Here is a 19,936-nt window from a genome sequence, read left to right as displayed (position 1 = left end):
TTCCGTGCCCATCCCCCATCCCGCGAAAAGGGTCCTCCCGTCGAAGATTTAGACGACCGCGCCGCCCCCTCCTCGAGCTCACCATCCCTCACGCGGCGCGGGCTTTGCTCCTCCCGCCCCCATGGCTTACCCTCGTCCGACATCTTGGCTTCCGCAGCTCGGCCTCGTCTGCTTGGCGCTCTTCGCCCAAGCCTGCACGCCCTCGTCCGCGCCCACCTCCAGCGCGAATCTTTTTCTGGAGCATCCGGTCCCCCGGCCCCACAATCATGAGGCCCACCTGCCCGACCTCGACTCCGTCGTCGGCATTCACTTCCCGGGCGGGCGCGGTTCGACGATCTCGAACTCTCCGTTGACCGCTTCGAAACTCACATTCCCGATGGCGCAGCTGGACGTCTCGGGCGCCCAGGGATGGAAACAGCACTCCAATGCCCTGAGCCTTCAGCTCATCAACGACCTCGCCCTCATCAACGACTCCCGAATCCGCTGGTACGTCCGTAACTTCCGTCCCGACGTTCCCCGCTATCCCCTCGACCCGTTCCAGAGCGAAAAACGCCTCTCCCTCCTGCGGAGATGGGAAACGCGGCTCGCGGAATTCAAAACGCCCCGCGAGCTTTCCCGTCTCGAAAAACTTCACCTCGAAGCCGACGTCCGTTCCCTCCGCGCGATGATCGCGCGCGAAATTCTAAGCGTCGAGAACGACCTCCAGCGCGGCGACATCAAGGACCTGATCCTCAACCCCATCTGGAACGTGCACACCACCCAAACTCCGGAAGCGATGTCCGGAATGCTTCGCCAAATGGCACCCGCCCAAGGCCCCGGCTATTTCACGGAGCTCCGTCGCAAGATCGAAACGCAGCTCGCGAAAAATGCGCTGCGGGTCTCGAAAGAAATGCTGAACTTCTTCATCCTGGATGAGCAGCGCGCGGCGTACATGAAAACCTTGAGTAAGCCCTTCGAAAATCCCTCTCCCAAAGACACCGAAGCCCTCGCTCGGCTGGAGTTAGACTTGGCTCAATTCGGGGACTGGATGAAATCCCACCAAGCAGAACTCGATGCACAGCCTCGCACGCAAGACAAAGCGCGCACCGAGGCCGACCTGCTCGTCAAGTACCGCACGGCCGGCATCAACGCCACGCCCGCCGAGGTTTACGCCTTCGGTGAACGCAAACTGCGTGAAATCGAAGCCGAGATGAAAGCGCTCGGACCGAACTCCGGCCCGGCGCCCGCGCGACAGGCCCAACTTCTGGCGCTCCCCACCTTACGCTCCAGCGAAGATATGCTCGACGCCTTCCACCGCATGGCCGACCGGATCGACGCGCTTTTACGCGCGGAGCGGATCATCACCCTTCCCGAAGAGCCGGTCAAAATCGTCGAGTGCAACGTCGCCAACTACCCTTACAAAGAGAAAATGCGTTTCTGTTCGAATCTTGTACCGTCGATGTCGGCCGAAAACTATTTGGCCCACTCGCCGATCTCGAACGGACTTTCCATTCCGCGCGTGACCTTCCCGGCCTTCGAGTATCTGCAAGACAAAGCGCCGAAACTGCTCAAACCCGAAGTCGCGTTTCCGATCATGGCGCACGAGGCCCGCCCCGGCCACGAGCTTCAGTTCCGCAGCTTCGCAAACGGACAAAGCACGCTCGCCCGCTCGTTCCTGGCCGAGCAACGACTGAGCGTCGAGGGCTGGGCGCTCTACGCCGAAAAACTCGTGGAAGAGGCGATGGGAGAGATCTCGAACGATCTGCGCGCCGAGTTCCTGCGCCTACGTCAATGGCGTGCGGCGCGCGTGGTTTTGGAAAGCCGTCTTTACCGCGAAGCTCTCCCCGCGGAAGAGGCCGTCCAATTTCTGATCGAACACGTCGGTCTGGACGAGTCCACCGCGGCGGATGAGGTGAAGACCCGCTACCTCGACCGCGACTTCCCGAGTGACGCCTCTTATCTGTACGGTTACGAGCTTCTCTTGCGGCTGCGCGAAGACATGCGCAAAGAGTTCGGCGCGAAGTTCGACCTCATGCGCTTCAACGACGCGGTCGTGAAGATGGGCTTTCTGCCGCCCGATCAGATTCGCGAGCTCGTCAAAGCCGAAATGGCGGGCGATCGTTAAACGAAATCCCAATCCACGATGAGCGTGCGGCGGCGAAAGCCCGCCGCGGTCGGGCGCACCGCGTGCCAGGCGCCGGGATGAAGCTCCAGGCAAGCCATGCGGTTCTTCAGCGGCGCGATCGTCGTCGCCACGTCCACAGGTGAATTCATCACCACGAGCTCACCACCCGAGGCCGAGCTCCAGTCCTCGTTCAAATAGATGATCATCGCGAGGTCGCGCTTCTCGTCCGCGTCAGTGTGGGGCGGAAGACCGTTCGAGTTTTCCGGATAGTCGTAATACTGCGGCACCGGATAACGCGAGGAACGTTTCACCTTGCGACCGAAGAGGGATTCCAAGCGGGACTTCATTTCGGAGGAGTACAGGAACTTCAAGACTTCGACGTCCCGACAAACGCCGAAACGATAACCCGTGGGATGCGGCAGGAAATCCGCGTCGCCGAGGCCCGCGAACGCGTTTTCCGCACGCGCCAGAATCGCCGTCGGTAAAAAGTCGTCCGCGATCCAATGTTGAAAAGGCGTCGCTTGATATCCCGTTGTCATTTGATCCCCAACCTTTCTAAAAATCGACCCGCGCTCGGCGATTCCAACGTCGCCCGCGCCCCGACGTTCCACTCACCCGGCGGAAGCGCGGCGAAGATCTCGGCGGCGGCCCGACGGGCGACCTCGACCTCTTCCGGAGCGTACATCCAGCGCAGCTCCGTCGCCGCGAGATAAACCATTCCCGCGTGCAGCGCCTTATCCACGCTCCAGGCTTGCTCGCGCCAGGAGACCCGAATTTCGTTTTGCAGAAGCGGGGCCAATTCCGCGAAGCGCGTGCACTCGCGCCCCCACCAATGATGAACGCTCTCGTGCACCAGATTTTCGAGAACCGGATAGCTCCCCCAAGCGCGTCCCGGTCCCCAGATTTGCGAGGGCGGCAGGTGAAAACGAATCAGCTCGGTGTAGAAGACAATCCCCGGGCACTCGGGATAAGCGGCCGAGGAAAAAGCCTCGGCGACGTCACCTTCCCGACGGAGTTTCGCCGCCCAAGGGGAGTGTGCGCGAATGAAGTCCAACGCCCCGGGCAGCCCCGCCGCGAAATCCGCCAGTTCATGTTCGAAGACTTCCGTCGTCGGTTTGAGACTTTGCAGCCGGTAGCCCGGAAAGCCCGTCGGCAAGAAGTCACGGGCCCTCTCCGTGGAATTAGGCATGATGGCGAACCTCGACGATCAAATGCGCGCCCGCGAGGGCTTCGAGTCGATCGGCGATCCGCGCGCGGTTTTCGGCGTCCAGGTTCGCGTCCCACTCGTCGAGCAGGATCACGGGGGGCAGGCCCCGCTTCTCGGCGAACTCCAAAGTCCGCAGGATCTTTTCGCCCGAGGACGAGGTGCGATTCTCGGTTTCGACCCAGAAGTCCGAATGCGCGGGCAAATAGTAAGCCCCGTCGCCAAGCTTTCCTTTCAGACTCAACAGCAGGCTCGATTTACCGGCGCCGTTGGGGCCGCGCACGACCAAACGTCCCTTCGCGGGCAGACGTCCCGCCAGCATCTCGCGGGCGCCCAAAGCCGCGACGACCTCGCCTTCGGACTCGCGACGGAAGCTCAGACGCAATTGATCGAGGCTAACGAAGTCTTCCGTGCGAAGCTCTTCGATCCGGCACTGCGCGAGCACCTGACGGGCCTGCGCCGAAATTCCCGTGAGCGCCGTCATGTAGCTCAAGAACACCTGCAGGTTCCCCATCACCTGAAATTGCCGCGGCAAGGTCGCGAGCATCGACGCCAGAAACGCCGCCGTCGGATTCATTTGCAGAAGCACGACCACCGACACCAGCACCGGCGTCAGGATCGCGAAGGTCGTTCCCACCGAGACGAGCTCGGACAGCGTGACCGCGCCCATGGCCTTTGTCCGGTGACGCCCCAGGTCCGCGTCCAGCGACGTGCGGAACGCGCCCCGGTGGACGGCGTGGGCCGCGAACATATTGTCCCACGAACGCTGGAGTTTCGCGAACAGCGCCGTGCGTGAGACCTGCGCCTCTTCCGAGACGGCGTCGATGCGCGGGAGCATCCGGCGGAAAATCAAAAACGCCACGCCCGTTCCGAGCGCGAACGCCGCCGCGATCACGGGATGAAAGTGATAGCCCAGAACCGCGAGATTCAAAGTCACGTTCAGGAGCACCGCCGTGATGTCGAACACGGTCGCGGCGACCTGGCGCAGCTGCCCCAGCGCTTCGCCCGTCACGCTCGCCAGAAAAGTTTCACGCTGATCGCGGCGCGCCCAGCGGCGGATCCCCTCGCCGTCCGCGGGAAAATTCGCGCTCAGGAAGTTGCGGTACGCCGATTGGACCCCCGACTCCAGTTCGCGCCGACCGAAGATACCGGGAACGTAAGGCGCGCTCAGCGCGAACAAAAAGACGAGCACCCACGGGGAAGCCGCCGCGACGTCCGTCGCCGCGAGCCCCGAGGCGCGAATCAGCGCGTAGGTCGAAAGCGCGACCAGTCCCTGCTCCAGGAAAAGCCAGAACGACATGCGAAACCAAGACGACTTCGGAAAAAACGCGATCAACTCTTTCATCGATTACTCCAATCCCAATTCCGGAAAAACCAAGGGCACGGCGGCCGTTAAAACTTCGGTGAATCCCACGCGCGAACTCGCCCATTCGAGCGCCCACAGCTTGCGGGGCCTGGCGCGGGCGTGCCCCGCCTCGATCTCGCGCAGCTCCCAGCCGCGCGCCCACAAGTTCACGCGGTCCCAAGCGCGTTGGTACGCGAGGTACGCCGCGAATTCCGCGGGCAACGTTTGGGTCTGCATGAATCGGCGTTCGGTTTCGAGCGCCGCGACCTCGGACGCCAGCACGGTCGCGAAGTCCTCGCCCGGATGAAGGGCGTCGAACCGCGCGTGCCCCGCTTCGTGCGCGACCATCCGGAGCCACCCCAAGGTCATCCCCCGCGCGGGCACCGTGACGACGCCTTGAGCGCAGGAGGCGTTCGCGCCCTCGACTAAACGGAGCCCCGCCACGAGCGGACCAAGGGTCTCGACCGCGATCGGCCGCGCGAAAAACTCGGGCTCGACCGGAAATTCCGGCGAGACGTCCGTCGCCGCACCCCGCGCGGAGTCCCGGCCCACGACGATGGATCCGTCCGCCCGCGCCGCGCGCAAAAGCGGGGCGCGCAGCGCTTCGGCGGCCACGCGAAAGTCTTCGTCCCACAGCAGACGCAGCGTCTCGCGACGATCGTCGAAAAGGCGTTGCAGCTCGGCGGAGGTTCGCAAAATCATCGCGCGCTCATTTCCCAGCTGACGTTCAAACGCGTTCCCGCCCGGACGGGCCGCACGCTGTGCCAGGTGCGCTCGTTCGATTCGAAAAACACGAGCCGATTCAGCTTCGGCGCGATCCGCACCTCGTCCGCGCCCGTCTCGCCCGCGTGCAGGCAGAGTTCGCCGCCATTGGCGGTCGGCCACGCCTCGTTCAGGTAAAACAGCGCCACGGCCTGACGCCCGGGCAGACGGTCCGTGTGACGCGGGAGCGGCGTCGAGGCGGATGTCATCTGGCGCAGCTGGATCCAACTGGTCGCATCGAATTTCCACGGAGTTTGGGTACGCGCCGAGACGAACTCACGAAACTCACGGCCCATAAAAAAGCGCGCGAGCGGAAGCGAACCCAAAGCCTGAAAGCGAACCCCGAGACGGTCGTCCGGAGCCTGCTCGAACTCGCCGATGCGTAATGCCTGAAGGGCCTCGCCCAGAAAGGCGGCGTCCAGAAAATCGTCGACGATGAGACAGGTCCAAGGCGCGCGGCGCATTTGGATTTCGGCAGCGGGGTTAATCACCGGACGGCTCCGTCGGTGACGTGATCCACCGCCGGCTTCACCGGCACCAGCAGGCGCAGGAACTCGCGGTCGACGTGTTTCGGCTTCACGCCGGGAACGAGTAACGTCATCCCGAAGTGCACGTTCTTCACCGCGGTCGTCATCTCATTGATCGTGGTGGTGATGACCCGCACGGGGCCCGCCGCGCCGGTCTCGTCTTCGGGCGAGTGCAGAAATTCGATCACGTGATCGCCGGGCCAGAACTTGCGAAGCTGATCGCGCAGAAGTTCCAAACGGTTCCCCCGCCAGGGCTCCAGAAAATCCGTGGCGGAGTTTCCGACCGAGCAGACATGGTAGATGTAGGTGTCCATTTCGGGATTGAGGTTTTGATTGAAAAGCAGCAGGCGGTTCGCGTCGATCATCAAAGATCCGCGGTCCAAAGGGTCGCGCCAGCGTTCGATGAAAAGATTGTCGAGACTCGAAGGCGCCGCGATCGCGCGGACCTGCGTGCCGTAAGCCGCCTTCAAACGTTGGGCGATGGTGACGCCCAGAAGCGGATGTCCTTGCACGAGAAGCGAAACGGTGCCGAACTCGCGACCGACGGCGTGAATATGGTTGAGGATACGGGCGTAATTGTCGTTGTCGACGGCGCCGTCTTGGTAAAGATCGTCGATGAACTCGGGGTCGACCAGATCCTGCGCGGTCGCGAACTCGAGCATCTCGAAGGGACGGACCTGAAAACTCAGAATTTTTTCGCTGCGTTTAAGAACGTTCAGGCCTTCCAAAGTGATCTGTTCGAGGCCTTTGGTACCGATGCCGACGAGATAGAGGGTCATGGGGGACTCCGGAAAAAGTGGGGGCTTCGGTCCGCGCATCCCTTCGCGAACCGAGGCAAGAAAAACTACTGCGCGTCTTGATCCTGCGACGACTCTTGCGCTTCGATTTCCGCCAGCAGCTTCAGAAGCTCGTCGGGAACCGTGTTCAACAGGCGGCGAATGATCGAGGGACCGGCCGACATCGCGTTCGAAGTTTCGACGGCAGCTTGAGTTTGTTGTTTGTCCATTTTGGACCTCCGTTGTTGGTGGGCATCAGCGCCCGCGAGGAGTCCAAAGCAAAGCGGGGCCCAGCGCCCGGCGCCGCGGTGACCGCGTAAATTTGATTTGAGGGTCCCGAAGTCCGGACCCGCGGACGGACCGGTCTCGGTTCCGGGATTGCCTGTTCGGCGCGGGACGGCTTGCCTCTCCATAAGGGAGGGATAGCCTTAAACCGGAGGTCCCCATGCTGATTCTCGCATCCCTACTGACCGTGCAACTCGCGTCCGCCTTCACCCCCCACGTGGGCGACGAAGCCAGCTACGAGGTCACGACCCCCATCGGTTCGACCCTGCACCGCCGCGTGATCGAAAACTTCGATGAAACGAAAGACAAATACGAAGTCGCGATCTACCAAGAGGCGAACGGCCAAGAGAAAAAACAAGTGGAATGGATCGACGCCGCGAAAGTGAAGGCCGTCTACGTCGGGGACCTCGGCGCGTTTTGCGCCGAGCGCGGAGGCCAGCTGACCCAGGTCGAATTCGAGCGCCGGCAACAACCCGCATGCTACACGTTGAAGGACAACGGCGTTTTGAAACAAGAGGACTTCTGGATGGCGGGCGTGCCGTTCGCGACCTACTTCTCGGAGAAAAAGAGCCCGCTGCACCCGAAAGCCGGAACCACCACCCGTCTGCTGTCCTTCCAACTGGCGCCCAGATGATCAACTCCCCCCCGAGCGATTCGGAGCTCATGCGCCTTCTGGACCGCGTCCATCGCGAAGCCCGCATGTCGGGTTGGTCGCTGTCGCTCGCGAAGGATGCGTTCCGGTGGTCGGCGGGGATGAGCGAGCTGGTGGGAGTCCCGTCCGAAGCGCATCCCACCGTCGCCGAGTTCATGAGCTATCTGGAGCCTGCCGCCGCTCGCGCCTTCGCCGAGGCCGTTGAAAGCTGCCTGAAGGATGGCGCGAGCTTTCACCTGACCGTCCGCACCGCGCGCGTTCCCCATTGCCTGGCGATCTGGGGTCTGCGCGAAAAAGACGAGGACGGAGAGCCTTGCGTTTACGGTCTTTGCCAGGACATCACCGCGCAGATGCGCCAAGAGCAAGAGCTTCTGGAAACCCGCACGCGCCTGCAAAATATTTTGGACGAAGTGCCGGCGGTCATCTACTCGAAAACCAAAGAAGGATACTTCCAATTCGCGAATCCGCTTTTTTACGAGGTCGTGCCCACGGGCGGACGCGCCTCGGTGACCGGGATGCACTCCAACGATATTCTGCCGGAAGAGACCTCGCGTGAGCACATCGCAAATGACTTAGAGGTCGTGCGTACGGGAAAGACGCTTCACTCGATCGAGCACGTCCCGCAGGCCGACGGCACGGTCCGTTACTTCGACTCCTATAAGTTCCCGACCCGTAACGCGCGCGGCGAGATCACGGGTATCACCGGCGTCTCGGTCGACATCACCGAGAAAAAGCGCATGCAGGACGATCTGGATCGCCAGCGCGCCCTGGCCCTTCATCAATCGCGCCTGGCCTCGATCGGCGAACTTGCGGCCGGAGTCGGTCACGAGATCAACAACCCGCTCACGATCGTGATGTCTTACCTTTCGCAGATCGAAGAGAACTTATCCGAACCCGCGATCGGCACCGTGACCCGGCAACGCAATCTGGAGATGATCTCGAAAGCGCGTAAAGCCAGCGAGCGCATTCGCAGCATCGTCGGGGGACTGCGGACCTTCGCGCGGGCGAGCGCGGACGCGAAGCAGGCCTTTCCGGTCCTGCGCGCCGTCGCGAACTCGGTGAACATGGTGAAAGAGATCTACGCCAAAGACGGCGTCGATCTCGAGTTCAAACCTTGCGACGGACAGCCCGCCTGCCACGGCGACGAGGGACAGATCCAGCAGGTCGTGATGAATCTGCTTTCGAACGCGCGCGACGCGGTCCTGCCGATGAAACTGCGACAGATCCACGTAGCCGTCGAAAGGAAAGATCAACACGTCCTGATCGTGGTGCGCGATTCGGGGCCCGGGATCGAACCCGTGCACCTGGCGCGGATCTTCGATCCCTTTTTCACGACGAAAGAGATGACCAAAGGCACGGGCCTGGGACTCCCCATCGCGCATTCGATCGTAAAGGACCACGGTGGCGACATCCACTACACGCGTCGCCCGGAAGGCGGCAGCGAGTTCACCGTGACGCTTCCCCTGCACCTCAAGAATATCGAAGTCACCGACACCGCGGTCGCGGTCGCCCCCGCCCCGGCTCCCGCGGTCCGGCCGAAGGGGCTGGCGCGCATCTTGGTGGCCGACGACGAGATCGACATTCAAGAGATCCTCTGCATGGTGCTTGAGCAGATCGGCTTCGATGTCGACAGCGTCGGCACCGGCAAAGACGCGCTCGCGCGCATCACGACCGGCGAATACGATGCGCTCATCACCGATATGAATATGCCCGCCCCCAAAGGCGGCGAGTTGATCCGCCTGATTCGCGAGGAACACGGTAACCAACGCCTGAAAATCTTCATCATCACGGGCGGAATCACCGGCAACCTCGGTTCGGAGGACGCCAAACTTCAGGGCATGATCGACGGACACTTCTTCAAGCCCTTCGATCAGCACATTCTGAAATCAAGCCTTTTCAGCGCGCTGGGCCTGTGAGACAAACGACCACATGAGTTTGATCAGTGTGCGCGGTTTGAATCACGGATTCGCCGGTAGAACCCTTTTTCGCAATCTTCAATTCGGCATCAACGAAGGCGATCGCGTCGGCCTTTTAGGACCGAACGGCGCCGGTAAATCCACGCTCGTCAAAATCCTTTCGCAACGTTTAGTTCCCGATGGCGGGGACATCGTCCACCGCCGCGGCCTCGTGCTGGGATTTTTGGATCAAGACCCGCTGTTCAAAGACGGTCAGACCATTCTGGACGCCATGATCGAAGACTCGCACCATGACGACGGCGGTTACAGCAAAGCTTTCGAGCTGATCTCGACGATGGGTCTTTCCCGTTTTGATGAAAACTCGCCCGTCGCGGACCTTTCCGGAGGCTGGAAGAAACGTTTGGCGCTGGCGCGCGAGCTCATGAAAGACCCGCAGCTCCTCATCCTCGATGAACCGACGAACCACCTGGACGTGACGAGCGTGCGTTGGCTGGAGGAGTTCCTGGCCGAGTCGCGCATCACCCAGATCGTCGTCACGCACGATCGTTTGTTCCTTCAGCGGGTCACCACCCGCATCCTCGATCTGGATCCGCGCTACCAGGGCGGACTGCTCGATTTCAAAGGCGACTATTCGGGCTATCTCGAAGCGCGCGAACAGATCACGGAAGGGCAAAAAAGCCGCGAAAAATCGCTGCGCAATACTTTGCGCCGCGAGACCGAATGGCTGCGCCGGGGGGCCAAGGCCCGTCAAACCAAACAGCAGGCGCGCATTCAGGCCGCGGGCGACTTGAAGGAAGAAGTGGGACTTTTGCGCGAGCGAAATCGCGTGCAGGTCAGCGGCATCAACTTCGGCGAAAACGACAAGACACCGGAACGTTTGATCGACGCCGAAGACTTGGGACAGTCGTTCGACGGCGGCGAAACCTGGCTTTACCAGCACCTCAATTTGCTGATCACGCCGCGCACCCGTTTGGCCCTTCTGGGAGACAACGGCTCGGGAAAAACGACGTTGATGCGGACGCTCATCGGCGAAGGCGAAGGGACCGAGGGTCGCGTGAAGCGACTTGAAGGTTTGAAGGTCGCCTACTTCGAACAGACCCGCGACCGCCTGGATCCGTCGAAGTCCGTCCTCGAAAACATCGCGCCGGGCGGCGACTACGTGAACTTCCAAGGCAGCTTCGTGCACGTGCGTTCGTACCTGGACCGCTTTTTGTTCTTCGGCAACAAGGCGGAACTGCCCGTCATGAAGCTCTCGGGCGGAGAAAAGGCCCGTCTACGGATCGCGCAGCTGATGCTCGAGCCCGCGCAGGTCCTGGTCCTCGATGAGCCGACGAACGATCTCGATCTCGAAACCCTCGAAGTTTTGGAAGAGGCGCTGGCGAACTTCCGCGGCGCCATCGTCCTGACGACGCACGATCGTTACTTCATGGATGCGACCTGCGATCAGATCCTGGCTTTCCCGCGCGACGGCAGCGGTGAACTCGTGAAGTTCGCGAGCTACTTCCAATGGGAAGACTGGATCGAAGGCCAAGGCGAAAGCGACAAGAAGAACGTAAAAAAAGCCGCCGACGCACCGGCCCCCGCCCCCGTCAAAGGCAAGCTCAGCTTCAAAGAGAAAAAAGAGCTCGACGAGATGGAAGGCACGATCAAAAAACTCGAAGCCCGCGTCAGTGACCTCTCCGCGAAGATGCAAGATCCCGCCGTCATCGCGAACCACCAAGAGCTCGCCAAGATCGGCGCGGAACTGAGCGCCGCCGAGCAGGAACTCGAACGCAAATTCACGCGCTGGCAAGAGCTCGAAGCCAAGGCCTAACCGAACGCTGACACGGCAGACTCTTTGCCTTATCTGGGGCCGAAGAGGTGCGTATGTCGTCCCATTCGAACGAATCGGAGCTGAAGTCCCGTGGAGGCTCATTTTGGGCGCTGGTGCTTACGAGCTTCACAGTCCTGATCGGCGTCAGTCTGACGGCCACGGTCGTCTGGGCCAAGCCCGCAGCCACCCTGTGCTCCTCCGCGAAGGATCGCCAAGCCCTCGAGGACCCGGCGAATTACCGGCCCTTGACGGACCTCCCCCGGATGGTGGAAGGCGCGCAGGTTCTTCTGCTGGGTGAAGTCCACCGCACGCACTACGGCTTTCGCGCGGCGCTGATGAAAGCGCTGGGCGCCACCCGCAAAGGGAACGCCTGCTTGTTCGTCGAACTCAATCGTGAAATGACGCTCGAAGAGCACATCCAAAATTTCAGCCAACCGGGCTTCGAAGACGTCGCGAAACACATGAAGCGCATGCGCACGCTCGCGCGTGAACAAGGTTTGAAGTCCTTCACGGTCGACACCGAGTCCTCGCCCGAAGATACCAGCGTCGGCGAAATCAATCGCCGCGATCTGGAGATGGCCAAAGAGATCGCGCGACTTCTGAAAAAGGACTGCGACACGGCGATCATGTTCGTCGGCAAAGCGCATCTCGTGAACGAAAAACGCGGACGCGTGAATTTGAACGAACGTCTGCGCAAACTCGGCGTCACGACCCGCTCGATCAATCTGCAAGATCCCGACGATCACCGGATGACACGCTTTTGGGGCGAAGAGCACGCACGTGAAGTGCAAAGCTGGAACGGCATCTGCGCGCGCGGCAAAAAATTGCCGAGCCCTTCCGCGCCGCAAATCTTTCTGAGCCGCAAACTTGATCCCCAACTTGTCCTGTGGCCGAAAATCAACGAGCGCGCCAATTGGGGAGCTTTCGACTTTACCCTCTTGGCGAAGGATCCGGATCTCGAGTGAAGTTACGCGTCCTGGCCCCTCTTTTACCGGCGCTGCTGATGCTGCTCATGGGCCTGATGGTCGCGCGCGCGCACGGGCAGACGTTGGTTGTCGAGTTCTCGGACGCGCACTCGGCCTACGACCGCTTGCCGAACTTCCTGCGCACGGTCGGTGAGTCGATCCGCGAATTCCGCGCGCAAAATCCCCAAGGCCAAGCCGTCATTCTGGTGAACGGCGACTACTCGGGACTGAGCGCCTGGACCAACGAGGACGGTTGGCTGGGCATCAAGGCGCTCGAGCATCTGCGACGTCAAGCGCCCGTGCTGTTCGTGCTGGGAAACCACGATGCCTTCGATTGGTCCGACAACAAACGCGGGAACGAGCTCGTTCAGCGACAGCTCGCCCGTCTGCACCAGGTCGGCGTCAAAGTCCTGGGCGCCAACATGGAGTTCGGCGATTCGGTCCGTCAGCTGACCGAGCCCCACTTCGATCTGCGCGCCCACGGAAAAACGCTCCGGATCGCCGCCCTGGGCCTTGAGAACTTCTTCGTGAAATCGAACTGGGTGAACGATCCGGTTCATCCCATCGTGAACCGCATGCTCGACACCGACCGCGCGCTCGCGGAGGTCTGGGACCGTGCCGCCCGCGACGGCGTGCACTCGCTCGTTTTCTTTCAACACGACGGTCACCGCGAGGTCGCCGAGCGCGTGCGGCGCCTCGGGACGTATCGGGAAGGTCGCGCGGGGCCAAACCTTCCGGTCGTGTTCGCGGCCCATGACCATGAGCTTGCGCGCTTTCAAGTGCAAGGCACCGAGGTCGTCGATAGTCGTTCGAATTTCGACCTCAGCACCGTGACGCTCGACCGCGATTTCAAATTCCGCAACGCCGAATTCTACGATCAAAGCCGTCAGCAAACGGTCGCCGCCCGCGCCGCGCGTCTGGATGACGGACTTGAGCGTTTCATCCGCACGACCGAAAGCCTGATCGCGAAAACCGCGCGCCAAAGCGGCGAAGTCCTGGCCGAGATGGCCGGCTTCGAAGATTATAAACTGACGCTGAAAGACGGTCGTCGTCCGCTGGGGACCGCGCTCGCCGAGTCGTTGCGGGCCTGGGGCGAAGAGGAAGCGCGGCGTTTGGGAAAAGCGCGTCTGCCGGTCGTCGCGATGTACAACTCCAGTAGCTACCGCCGCGACGATCCCGTCCGCGAAGGCGCGCTGACCCGCGGGGACGTACGTGGCTTTTACCCTTTCCCCGGCGAAGTCATGATGTTCGAGACGACGCTCCGTGAAGCCGAGAAGCTTTTCGCGGATCTGCGGCGCTGGCGTTTGGCCCAGGACGGAAAGTACACCCCGCAGCTTTCCGAAAACCTTGGCGAAGGGGATGCCCTGACCTTGGAGCTTCGGAAGAGCAATCGCGCGAAAAACCCGCGTGTGCTTTTGGTGCTCGACAGCTGGCTGAGCCGCAACGGCTACGCGATCGAATCCTTCGACGCCTTCCTGAAGACCCATCCCCCAATCGCGGGTTTCGCCCATATGCGGCTTCTGGAGAACTTCGCGCCCCGGGTTTTTGAACGTTTGGCGCCCCCGGTGAAGTCCTGCCGCCTCGTGCATCGCTGATTTGCGTACGAAAGTGGCAGCTTCAAAAATATCGAGCCGCCCCGACCTTGCGCTTGGCCAAGACGCGACCAGCTTCTTCGGGAAAGGAACCTTTCCCCACATGAAAACACTTTTTGATTCGTACGACCTCGCGGGGTTGAAGCTGAAAAACCGCGTCGTCATGGCGCCCATGACCCGCTCACGCGCCGAAGGCAACGTGCCCAATGAGATGATGGTCGAATACTACCGCGAGCGCGCGTCCGTCGGACTCATCGTCACCGAGGGCACCTCCCCTTCGCCGAATGGCGTGGGTTACTCGCGCATCCCGGGTCTTTATAGCGACGCGCAGGTCGCGGGTTGGCGAAAGGTCACCGATGCGGTTCACGCCGAAGGCGGTCACATCTTCGTGCAGCTCATGCACACCGGACGCGTCTTTCACGAGCTGAATCTGCCCCCCGGCGCGAAGGGCGTCGCGCCCTCGGCCAAAAAACTCGCGGGTCAGGTATGGACGGATCAAAAACAAATGCAAGACTACGGCACGCCCCAAGAGATGAGCTTGGCGGATATTGAAGCCGCACGCGAGGAATTCGTCACCGCCGCGAAGAACGCGATCCGCGCGGGCTTCGACGGCGTCGAGCTGCACGGCGCGAACGGCTATCTGCTGGAGCAGTTCCTTAGCCCCGTGACCAATGAACGCACGGACGACTACGGCGGCACGCCCGAAAAACGGATGCGTTTCGTCCTGGAGGTCGCGGCCGACGTCGCGCGGGCCATCGGCGCGAACAAAACGGCGATCCGTCTTTCACCTTACGGTACGAACGCCGGCACCTCGGCTTTCGAGGGCGTCGACGCCTTTTTCGGCGAACTCGCGAAACGTCTTTCGGAGTTGAAACTTGCCTACGTTCACGTCGTCGATCACTCGGCGATGGGCGCCCCGGCGGTCAGCCCCGAAGTGAAGAAACTCATTCGCGACAACTTCCAAGGCACTTATATTCTGTCGGGAGGTTACGACCGCGAACGCGCCGAGAAAGAGCTGAACGAAGGTTTTGGTGATCTGGTCGCGTTCGGACGTCCGCTCATTTCAAATCCGGATCTGGTGGCGAAACTCAAATCGGGCGCCGCGCTGAAGGCTCCCGACATGACGAAGGCCTACACTCCCGGACCCGAGGGCTACTTGAACGTTTAAGACAGAACCTGGTAAACGGCGACGGCCAGAATATAGGCCACGCCGTTCAGGGCCACGAGCTGCCCCAAGGCAAACTTCCACGAGCCGCTTTCACGAAAGGCGACCGCGACGGTGCTGAGGCATTGCAGCGCGATCACGAAGAAAATCAAAAGCGCGCAGGCCGAAGCGAAGTTCAAGATGGGCTCGCCGCCCGCGTCGGGAACTTTCGCGAGCGTCTGGATCAAAGAGCCCTCTTCGGTTTCGGTGCTGCCGCTGACCACGAGCGCGAGCGTCGCGACGAAGACCTCGCGCGCCGCGAACGCCGACAAGAGCGCGATGCCCACCCGCCAGTCGACGCCCATCGGATGGAAGATCGGATCCAAGAACTGCCCGATCTGCCCCAGGTAGCTGAGTTCGAGCTGCTGCTCGGCGCTGACGCCCTCGTGCCGCGGGAAACGCGACGCCGCCCAGATCAAGACGGTCAAAACGAAGATCACGGGCGCGGCGTTTTCGATGAACGCGCGCGTACGGTACCAAGTTTGGCGCGCGATCAAACGCCACTGCGGCCAACGGTAGAGCGGAAGTTCCAACGCGAGCGGGTTCACCGGGCCGCGGGGAAGCATCTTGTCCAGGATCAAGGCCGCGATTCCGCCCACCACGAGCGAAAGCAGGTACATCCCCGCCATCGCCATCCCCTTTTTCCAAGCGGGCGCATCGACGAACAAAAAGCCGATGAGCAGCGCGAAGACCGGCAGACGCGCCGAACAGGTCATGAGCGGAATCACAAAGTTCGTGATCCAACGATCGCGCTTTGAGCTGATCGTGCGGGTCGCCATGATCGCGGGGACCGCGCACGCGAAGCCGACCAGCACCGGGACGAGGGAACGGCCGCTGAGGCCGAACTTCGAAAGCGGACGATCCATCAGGATCACCGTGCGGGCCAGATAGCCGCTGGCTTCGAGAAACGAAATCACGACGAACAAAATCGCGATCTGCGGAACGAAAACCAGAAACGCGCCGAAGCCCGTGATCAGACCTTCACTCAAGAAAAGCCCGAACAGATTTTCCCCCGTCTGCGCGAGCGTCCACTCGGCGAGCGAAGCGAAGCCGCCGTCGACGAAATCCATCGCCGGCGCGGCCAATACGAAAACCGCCGTGAACAGCGCGGACATCACCAGGAAAAGCAGCGGCAGCGCGAGGTAGGGATTCAGGAAAAGCGCATCGATCGCTTGGGTGATCTTGCGTGCTTTGGGAATTTCGACGCGCGCGCGGCTGAGCTTTTCGCGGATGCGTTTTTGCGCGGCCACGTAGTCGGCTTCCGTCCACTGCAGATCGCGTAGTCCCGAGAGGGCCGGCGTTTTACGAAGCTCGATGATTTTCGCGGCCAAGGTGTCGACGCCGCCGCCCAGGCGACCTTCGATCCACAAGGCTTCGGGGAAGCGGGCTTTCAAGTGGCGACGTTCGTCCTCGCCGAGCAGATCCGTCATCGTGAAGACCAGAAGCGGCCGCACGCCCATGGCGACGAGCTGCTCGGGCACGATGAGTTGGCGCTCCAGCTGAGTCGCGTCGACGACGCCGACGACGAGATTCGGAGCGTCGCCCGTCGCGTCCCCGCGCAAAGCGCCAGCCTTTTCCGCGCGCAAAGCGCGACGCGTGACCTCTTCATCGGCGGTCACTTCACGCGCGGCCAAACCGAAGACCCCGGGACTGTCGACGATCTGGATGGGACCGACGTCCTCTTTGCTTTTGTTCCAGTGAGCGGCGAGCGGACCGCGACTGATCTCGACGGTGGAGCCGGGATAGTTCACGGCTTTGGCGGACAGGCCCGTCAGCCAGTTGAAGAGCGTGGTTTTTCCGCAGTTGGGTGCGCCGACGAGAAGGACCTTCACGCGTTCTCCTTCGTGGTTTGGACTTTCGCGATTTTCACGATCGCGGCCTCGTCTTCACGAAGCGCCCCCTGCCAGGATTCGAAATCCAGAATCAAACTGGAGGAGCCGGGCACGTGGCCCACGCATTTCAGGCGAACGCCCGGGATGACGCCGAAGGACATCAGCAGGTCTTTGAGGGCGCCGTCCGCGGTAAAACCGAGGACCTCCGCCCAACCGTCTTGCGGCTTCAATTGGCTCAAAATTTGGGGGTTCGACATTCGGGAATCCTTAAACTTTTCCGAAGCTTTCGTCCCCCTGGGCCCACCCCCTGCCTCAAATTGAAAATGAACTGAGAACACGCTCCGCTTTGAGACAGCGCTCTGAAATTTCGGGCGATAAAAGCCGATCATTTCTAGAATGAAATTCACGGGGCAACGAGTGGGGAACCATGTCTAAAATCACCAACGGCTTCAGTTGGAACTTTTCGAGCATTACATCCGTTCTCGCGGCCTTCGCGATCACTCTGTCGTTTCAGAATTGCCAAAACAATGGCCTCTTTGAAAACGACCTCGGTTTCAATGAAATCAACCGGAACCTCTCTTCGGACAATACCTGTGCCGATCCTCTCGATTCGTCCCGCAATCTGAACGAAGGCGAGTGGCGTTTGGCTTTCCGCACCCCGACCGTCGCGCCCGACGAGTACTGCCACGCGCAGAAACGCGTTTGCTCGAGCGGCAAAGTCTTCGGGAACTTTCGTTTTGAAAGTTGCTCGAACGAAGTTTTGAGCGGCTATTGCGGCTCCCCTTTCCCGGGCGGAAACCCCGTGGCCGAGGGGAAGTCGGTGCGCGCCTACTACCTGGATGCGAACTTCACCTGTAAAACCTCGACCCGCACTTGTACGGGCGGTGTTCTGAGCGGTCGGGGCAATCTGCCGTCCTGCCCCGATACGCCCACCTGCGTTCTGCCTTGGGGACTGCAGCTGGCGGAAGGTGGCCACATCGTCACCACCGATCGCGACGGCACCCCGCTGAAGCCCGGCACCTGCGGTAAGCCCACGATCAAGTGGACTTGTTCGGCCGGTAAAATTGTCGAGACGCCCTCGGCGAACTCTTGCGATCCCGGCGCCTGCTCCGCGCCTTGGGGCGAAAACGTCAGTAACGGAAAATCCGTCGACGCTTACCGCGTGGAGATCGCGACGAACTGCGCGGGCAACAAGATTTCGCGCAAATGCACGAACGGCGTTCTGGGCGGCGATACCTCGTATGATCGCCCGCACTGCTTCCAAGATCGCAATCCTTGCATGCTGCCGTGGGGGAAAGAGCTCGGCCACGGACAGTCGGTGGACGGCTACAACGTGCGGACCGCTTACAACGGCTCGACCTGCGATAAGAAGGTCTTCTCGTGCACGAACGGCGTCCTGAAGGGACCGAAAGACACGCACAAGTTCGAAAAGTGTTCGGTCTCGACCCGCAGCTGCGCTTCGCCTTGGGTGGCGGGCGAAGTTTACGAGCATCTCGCGATCGTCGAGGGCTGCACCACCGACACCGCTTACGGCTCGCAGATGTGTAACTGCACCGCCCGTCAATGTATCGACGGCGCGCTGACCAATCCGGCTTGGAAGTTCAAGACGTGCACGTACACGCCCGCGAACTGCAAGACGCCTTGGAACACGACAGTGAAGCACGGCGACTCGGTGAAGGCTTATCGCGACAACACGAAGAATTCGACGGCGGCCTGCGAGGCGGCGTCGAACATCCAACAGCGGACCTGCAACAACGGAACGCTCGAGGGCGATGCCCAGCACCGCGCCTGCACCACGAACTAGTTCGATTCCGTTTTTGATTCTTTGAGGAACTGCACGATCCGCTCGGTCAACCGGGCGGAGTTCTCGGGCTTTACGATCCGACCCGCGAGGATATGATTGTCCGCCGCCAGATCGAAGATCTCCAAACGACGAAATTGAAAACCGCGCAGGTAGGCTTCCGCCTTCCGGGCGTCGACCACGTCATCTTGGGGATTTCGCACCCACAGCACGTCGACGTCATGCCAATCGGCGCGGGTTTTCCCCGCCCGCATGCCGAGGTCCACGATCTCGGCCATCGCGCGCAGCGCGAACGCGCTCGTGCGGTGAACCCAGAACTTGGCCTGCTCTTCATTGAGCGGTTTCCATTCGTGATGCCCGCCGGTCGCCACGCGCGCGATCACGGTGCCGAGGGGGCCGATCATGAACTTCCAGTCCCAGCGCGGCAGACCGAAGTTCGGGGAAACCAGGATCAACGTCTTCACCGGCGCGCGGCCGTTGAGTTTCGAACGCGCGGCCATCAGCATCGCCATCGGCGCGCCCGTCGAAACGCCAATCACCGCGGCTTCGGGCGCCAGCTGTTTCGCGGTGACCTCGGCTTCGATCACGGCTTGCATGTAGTCGTCCAAACTCAGGCCCGCGAGATCATCCCCCTGAACGCCGTGATGATTCACACGACTGAAAAACACGGGCATCCCCGTTTGCGTCGAGACGTCCTCGATGACGGGCGAGATCTCTTGGCGGTTCGCCTGAAAACCGTGAAACGAAATGAGCGCGCGCGGATTCGCGAGGGCTTCGGTGCCCGGCGGGAACTGCACGAGCTTTTCGGCTCCCGGCAGAAGGCCCGCGACGGTCCCCTCTTCCAATTGGAAATGCTCGCTCAAAAAGCGATTGCGGGTCCCCGGCTCGACGGCGGAAGAGTTGAAGCTGAAGATCTTCTCGAGCAGCTGGCCCCGCGCACGGGCCCCCTGGTAGTCCTCGGGGTCGAAGCTCTTCAAGTAAAGACCCCAGGGGCCTAAAAGGAGTAGCGCCAGCACCACGATCACGACGAGCGAGAATCGTTGAAAGCGGAGGCGTTCACTGACTTTAAACGGAGACTTCAAGATACGGCGCTTCAGCTTCATGTGGGGCTGAGCCTATCTCAATTCGCGACGCTTTCACAACTCGTTCATCATTTAC

The 19,936-nt window shown here is 61.4% G+C and carries 18 protein-coding genes; 8 read left to right on the top strand and 10 right to left on the bottom strand.

Annotated elements, in window-relative coordinates:
• Positions 1-121 precede the first annotated feature (121 nt).
• Positions 122-2,104, top strand: coding sequence for a DUF885 family protein (locus tag KF767_07065; GenBank protein ID MBX3017629.1), 1,983 nt, complete (start codon positions 122-124; stop codon positions 2,102-2,104).
• Here KF767_07065 and KF767_07060 read toward each other — a convergent pair.
• The 7 genes from KF767_07060 to KF767_07030 all read right to left on the bottom strand — a co-directional run bounded on the left by KF767_07060 (position 2,101) and on the right by KF767_07030 (position 6,948).
• Positions 2,101-2,643 (bottom strand): 2OG-Fe(II) oxygenase, encoded by a 543-nt coding sequence (locus KF767_07060; protein ID MBX3017628.1) that lies wholly within the window; start codon positions 2,641-2,643, stop codon positions 2,101-2,103. The genes KF767_07065 and KF767_07060 overlap by 4 nt on opposite strands.
• Entirely contained in the window at positions 2,640-3,293 is a 654-nt protein-coding gene (locus KF767_07055) for a hypothetical protein (GenBank protein ID MBX3017627.1), read from the bottom strand. Before KF767_07055 ends, KF767_07060 begins: the two co-directional genes overlap by 4 nt.
• Positions 3,286-4,653 (bottom strand): hypothetical protein, encoded by a 1,368-nt coding sequence (locus tag KF767_07050; GenBank protein MBX3017626.1) that lies wholly within the window; start codon positions 4,651-4,653, stop codon positions 3,286-3,288. Before KF767_07050 ends, KF767_07055 begins: the two co-directional genes overlap by 8 nt.
• A 3-nt stretch (positions 4,654-4,656) precedes the next feature.
• Positions 4,657-5,355: a hypothetical protein gene (locus tag KF767_07045; GenBank protein MBX3017625.1), complete on the bottom strand. Its 699-nt coding sequence runs from the start codon at positions 5,353-5,355 to the stop codon at positions 4,657-4,659.
• A complete protein-coding gene (locus tag KF767_07040; GenBank protein MBX3017624.1) occupies positions 5,352-5,906 on the bottom strand; it encodes a 2OG-Fe(II) oxygenase in 555 nt (184 codons plus the stop codon). The genes KF767_07045 and KF767_07040 overlap by 4 nt, the downstream gene beginning before the upstream one ends.
• Positions 5,903-6,721, bottom strand: coding sequence for a hypothetical protein (locus KF767_07035; GenBank protein ID MBX3017623.1), 819 nt, complete (start codon positions 6,719-6,721; stop codon positions 5,903-5,905). The genes KF767_07040 and KF767_07035 overlap by 4 nt, the downstream gene beginning before the upstream one ends.
• A gap of 65 nt (positions 6,722-6,786) precedes the next feature.
• Positions 6,787-6,948, bottom strand: a complete 162-nt coding sequence (locus KF767_07030; GenBank protein MBX3017622.1) for a hypothetical protein — start codon at positions 6,946-6,948, stop codon at positions 6,787-6,789.
• Between the two features lie 215 nt (positions 6,949-7,163).
• On the opposite strand from KF767_07030, the gene KF767_07025 reads away from it, so the two are divergent.
• The 6 genes from KF767_07025 (at position 7,164) to KF767_07000 (ending at position 15,109) form a co-directional block, all read left to right on the top strand.
• Positions 7,164-7,637 (top strand): hypothetical protein, encoded by a 474-nt coding sequence (locus KF767_07025; protein ID MBX3017621.1) that lies wholly within the window; start codon positions 7,164-7,166, stop codon positions 7,635-7,637.
• Positions 7,634-9,571, top strand: a complete 1,938-nt coding sequence (locus tag KF767_07020; protein MBX3017620.1) for a PAS domain-containing protein — start codon at positions 7,634-7,636, stop codon at positions 9,569-9,571. Before KF767_07025 ends, KF767_07020 begins: the two co-directional genes overlap by 4 nt.
• A 13-nt stretch (positions 9,572-9,584) precedes the next feature.
• Positions 9,585-11,384, top strand: coding sequence for an ABC-F family ATP-binding cassette domain-containing protein (locus tag KF767_07015; protein MBX3017619.1), 1,800 nt, complete (start codon positions 9,585-9,587; stop codon positions 11,382-11,384).
• 53 nt (positions 11,385-11,437) lie between these two features.
• The gene (locus KF767_07010; GenBank protein MBX3017618.1) at positions 11,438-12,349 is read left to right on the top strand and encodes a hypothetical protein; all 912 of its coding nucleotides are present in this window, start codon (positions 11,438-11,440) and stop codon (positions 12,347-12,349) included.
• A complete protein-coding gene (locus tag KF767_07005) occupies positions 12,346-13,944 on the top strand; it encodes a metallophosphoesterase (GenBank protein ID MBX3017617.1) in 1,599 nt (532 codons plus the stop codon). Before KF767_07010 ends, KF767_07005 begins: the two co-directional genes overlap by 4 nt.
• A 100-nt stretch (positions 13,945-14,044) precedes the next feature.
• Positions 14,045-15,109: an alkene reductase gene (locus tag KF767_07000; GenBank protein MBX3017616.1), complete on the top strand. Its 1,065-nt coding sequence runs from the start codon at positions 14,045-14,047 to the stop codon at positions 15,107-15,109.
• On the opposite strand, the gene KF767_06995 is transcribed toward KF767_07000, so the two are convergent.
• Together KF767_06995 and KF767_06990 are read right to left on the bottom strand one after the other, a co-directional pair.
• Entirely contained in the window at positions 15,106-16,977 is a 1,872-nt protein-coding gene (locus KF767_06995; protein MBX3017615.1) for a ferrous iron transporter B, read from the bottom strand. The genes KF767_07000 and KF767_06995 overlap by 4 nt on opposite strands.
• On the bottom strand, positions 16,974-17,234 hold the full coding sequence (locus KF767_06990; GenBank protein MBX3017614.1) for a ferrous iron transport protein A: 261 nt from the start codon (positions 17,232-17,234) through the stop codon (positions 16,974-16,976). Before KF767_06990 ends, KF767_06995 begins: the two co-directional genes overlap by 4 nt.
• Before the next feature lie 170 nt (positions 17,235-17,404).
• Here KF767_06990 and KF767_06985 point away from each other — a divergent pair, with 170 nt between their 5' ends.
• Positions 17,405-18,781: a hypothetical protein gene (locus KF767_06985; protein MBX3017613.1), complete on the top strand. Its 1,377-nt coding sequence runs from the start codon at positions 17,405-17,407 to the stop codon at positions 18,779-18,781.
• Here KF767_06985 and KF767_06980 read toward each other — a convergent pair.
• Positions 18,778-19,881, bottom strand: a complete 1,104-nt coding sequence (locus tag KF767_06980; GenBank protein MBX3017612.1) for a hypothetical protein — start codon at positions 19,879-19,881, stop codon at positions 18,778-18,780. The two genes, KF767_06985 and KF767_06980, sit on opposite strands and share 4 nt — an antisense overlap.
• Between the last annotated feature and the right edge of the window lie 55 nt (positions 19,882-19,936).

The sequence above is a fragment of the Pseudobdellovibrionaceae bacterium genome, assembly GCA_019637875.1.
Lineage (GTDB): Bacteria > Bdellovibrionota > Bdellovibrionia > Bdellovibrionales > Bdellovibrionaceae > JAHBUW01.
The sequence above is the reverse complement of the archived record's forward strand: the minus strand, read 5'-3'. Positions and strand labels throughout refer to the sequence as shown.

Coding starts and splice junctions, on each gene's coding strand:
- KF767_07050 (MBX3017626.1), bottom strand. CDS start 4,653: ATGAAAGAGTTGATCGCGTTTTTTCCGAAGTCGTCTTGGTTTCGCATG.
- KF767_07035 (MBX3017623.1), bottom strand. CDS start 6,721: ATGACCCTCTATCTCGTCGGCATCGGTACCAAAGGCCTCGAACAGATC.
- KF767_07010 (MBX3017618.1), top strand. CDS start 11,438: ATGTCGTCCCATTCGAACGAATCGGAGCTGAAGTCCCGTGGAGGCTCA.
- KF767_07025 (MBX3017621.1), top strand. CDS start 7,164: ATGCTGATTCTCGCATCCCTACTGACCGTGCAACTCGCGTCCGCCTTC.
- KF767_07060 (MBX3017628.1), bottom strand. CDS start 2,643: ATGACAACGGGATATCAAGCGACGCCTTTTCAACATTGGATCGCGGAC.
- KF767_06980 (MBX3017612.1), bottom strand. CDS start 19,881: ATGAAGCTGAAGCGCCGTATCTTGAAGTCTCCGTTTAAAGTCAGTGAA.
- KF767_07000 (MBX3017616.1), top strand. CDS start 14,045: ATGAAAACACTTTTTGATTCGTACGACCTCGCGGGGTTGAAGCTGAAA.
- KF767_07030 (MBX3017622.1), bottom strand. CDS start 6,948: ATGGACAAACAACAAACTCAAGCTGCCGTCGAAACTTCGAACGCGATG.
- KF767_07045 (MBX3017625.1), bottom strand. CDS start 5,355: ATGATTTTGCGAACCTCCGCCGAGCTGCAACGCCTTTTCGACGATCGT.
- KF767_07065 (MBX3017629.1), top strand. CDS start 122: ATGGCTTACCCTCGTCCGACATCTTGGCTTCCGCAGCTCGGCCTCGTC.
- KF767_07015 (MBX3017619.1), top strand. CDS start 9,585: ATGAGTTTGATCAGTGTGCGCGGTTTGAATCACGGATTCGCCGGTAGA.
- KF767_07055 (MBX3017627.1), bottom strand. CDS start 3,293: ATGCCTAATTCCACGGAGAGGGCCCGTGACTTCTTGCCGACGGGCTTT.
- KF767_07020 (MBX3017620.1), top strand. CDS start 7,634: ATGATCAACTCCCCCCCGAGCGATTCGGAGCTCATGCGCCTTCTGGAC.
- KF767_06990 (MBX3017614.1), bottom strand. CDS start 17,234: ATGTCGAACCCCCAAATTTTGAGCCAATTGAAGCCGCAAGACGGTTGG.
- KF767_06985 (MBX3017613.1), top strand. CDS start 17,405: ATGTCTAAAATCACCAACGGCTTCAGTTGGAACTTTTCGAGCATTACA.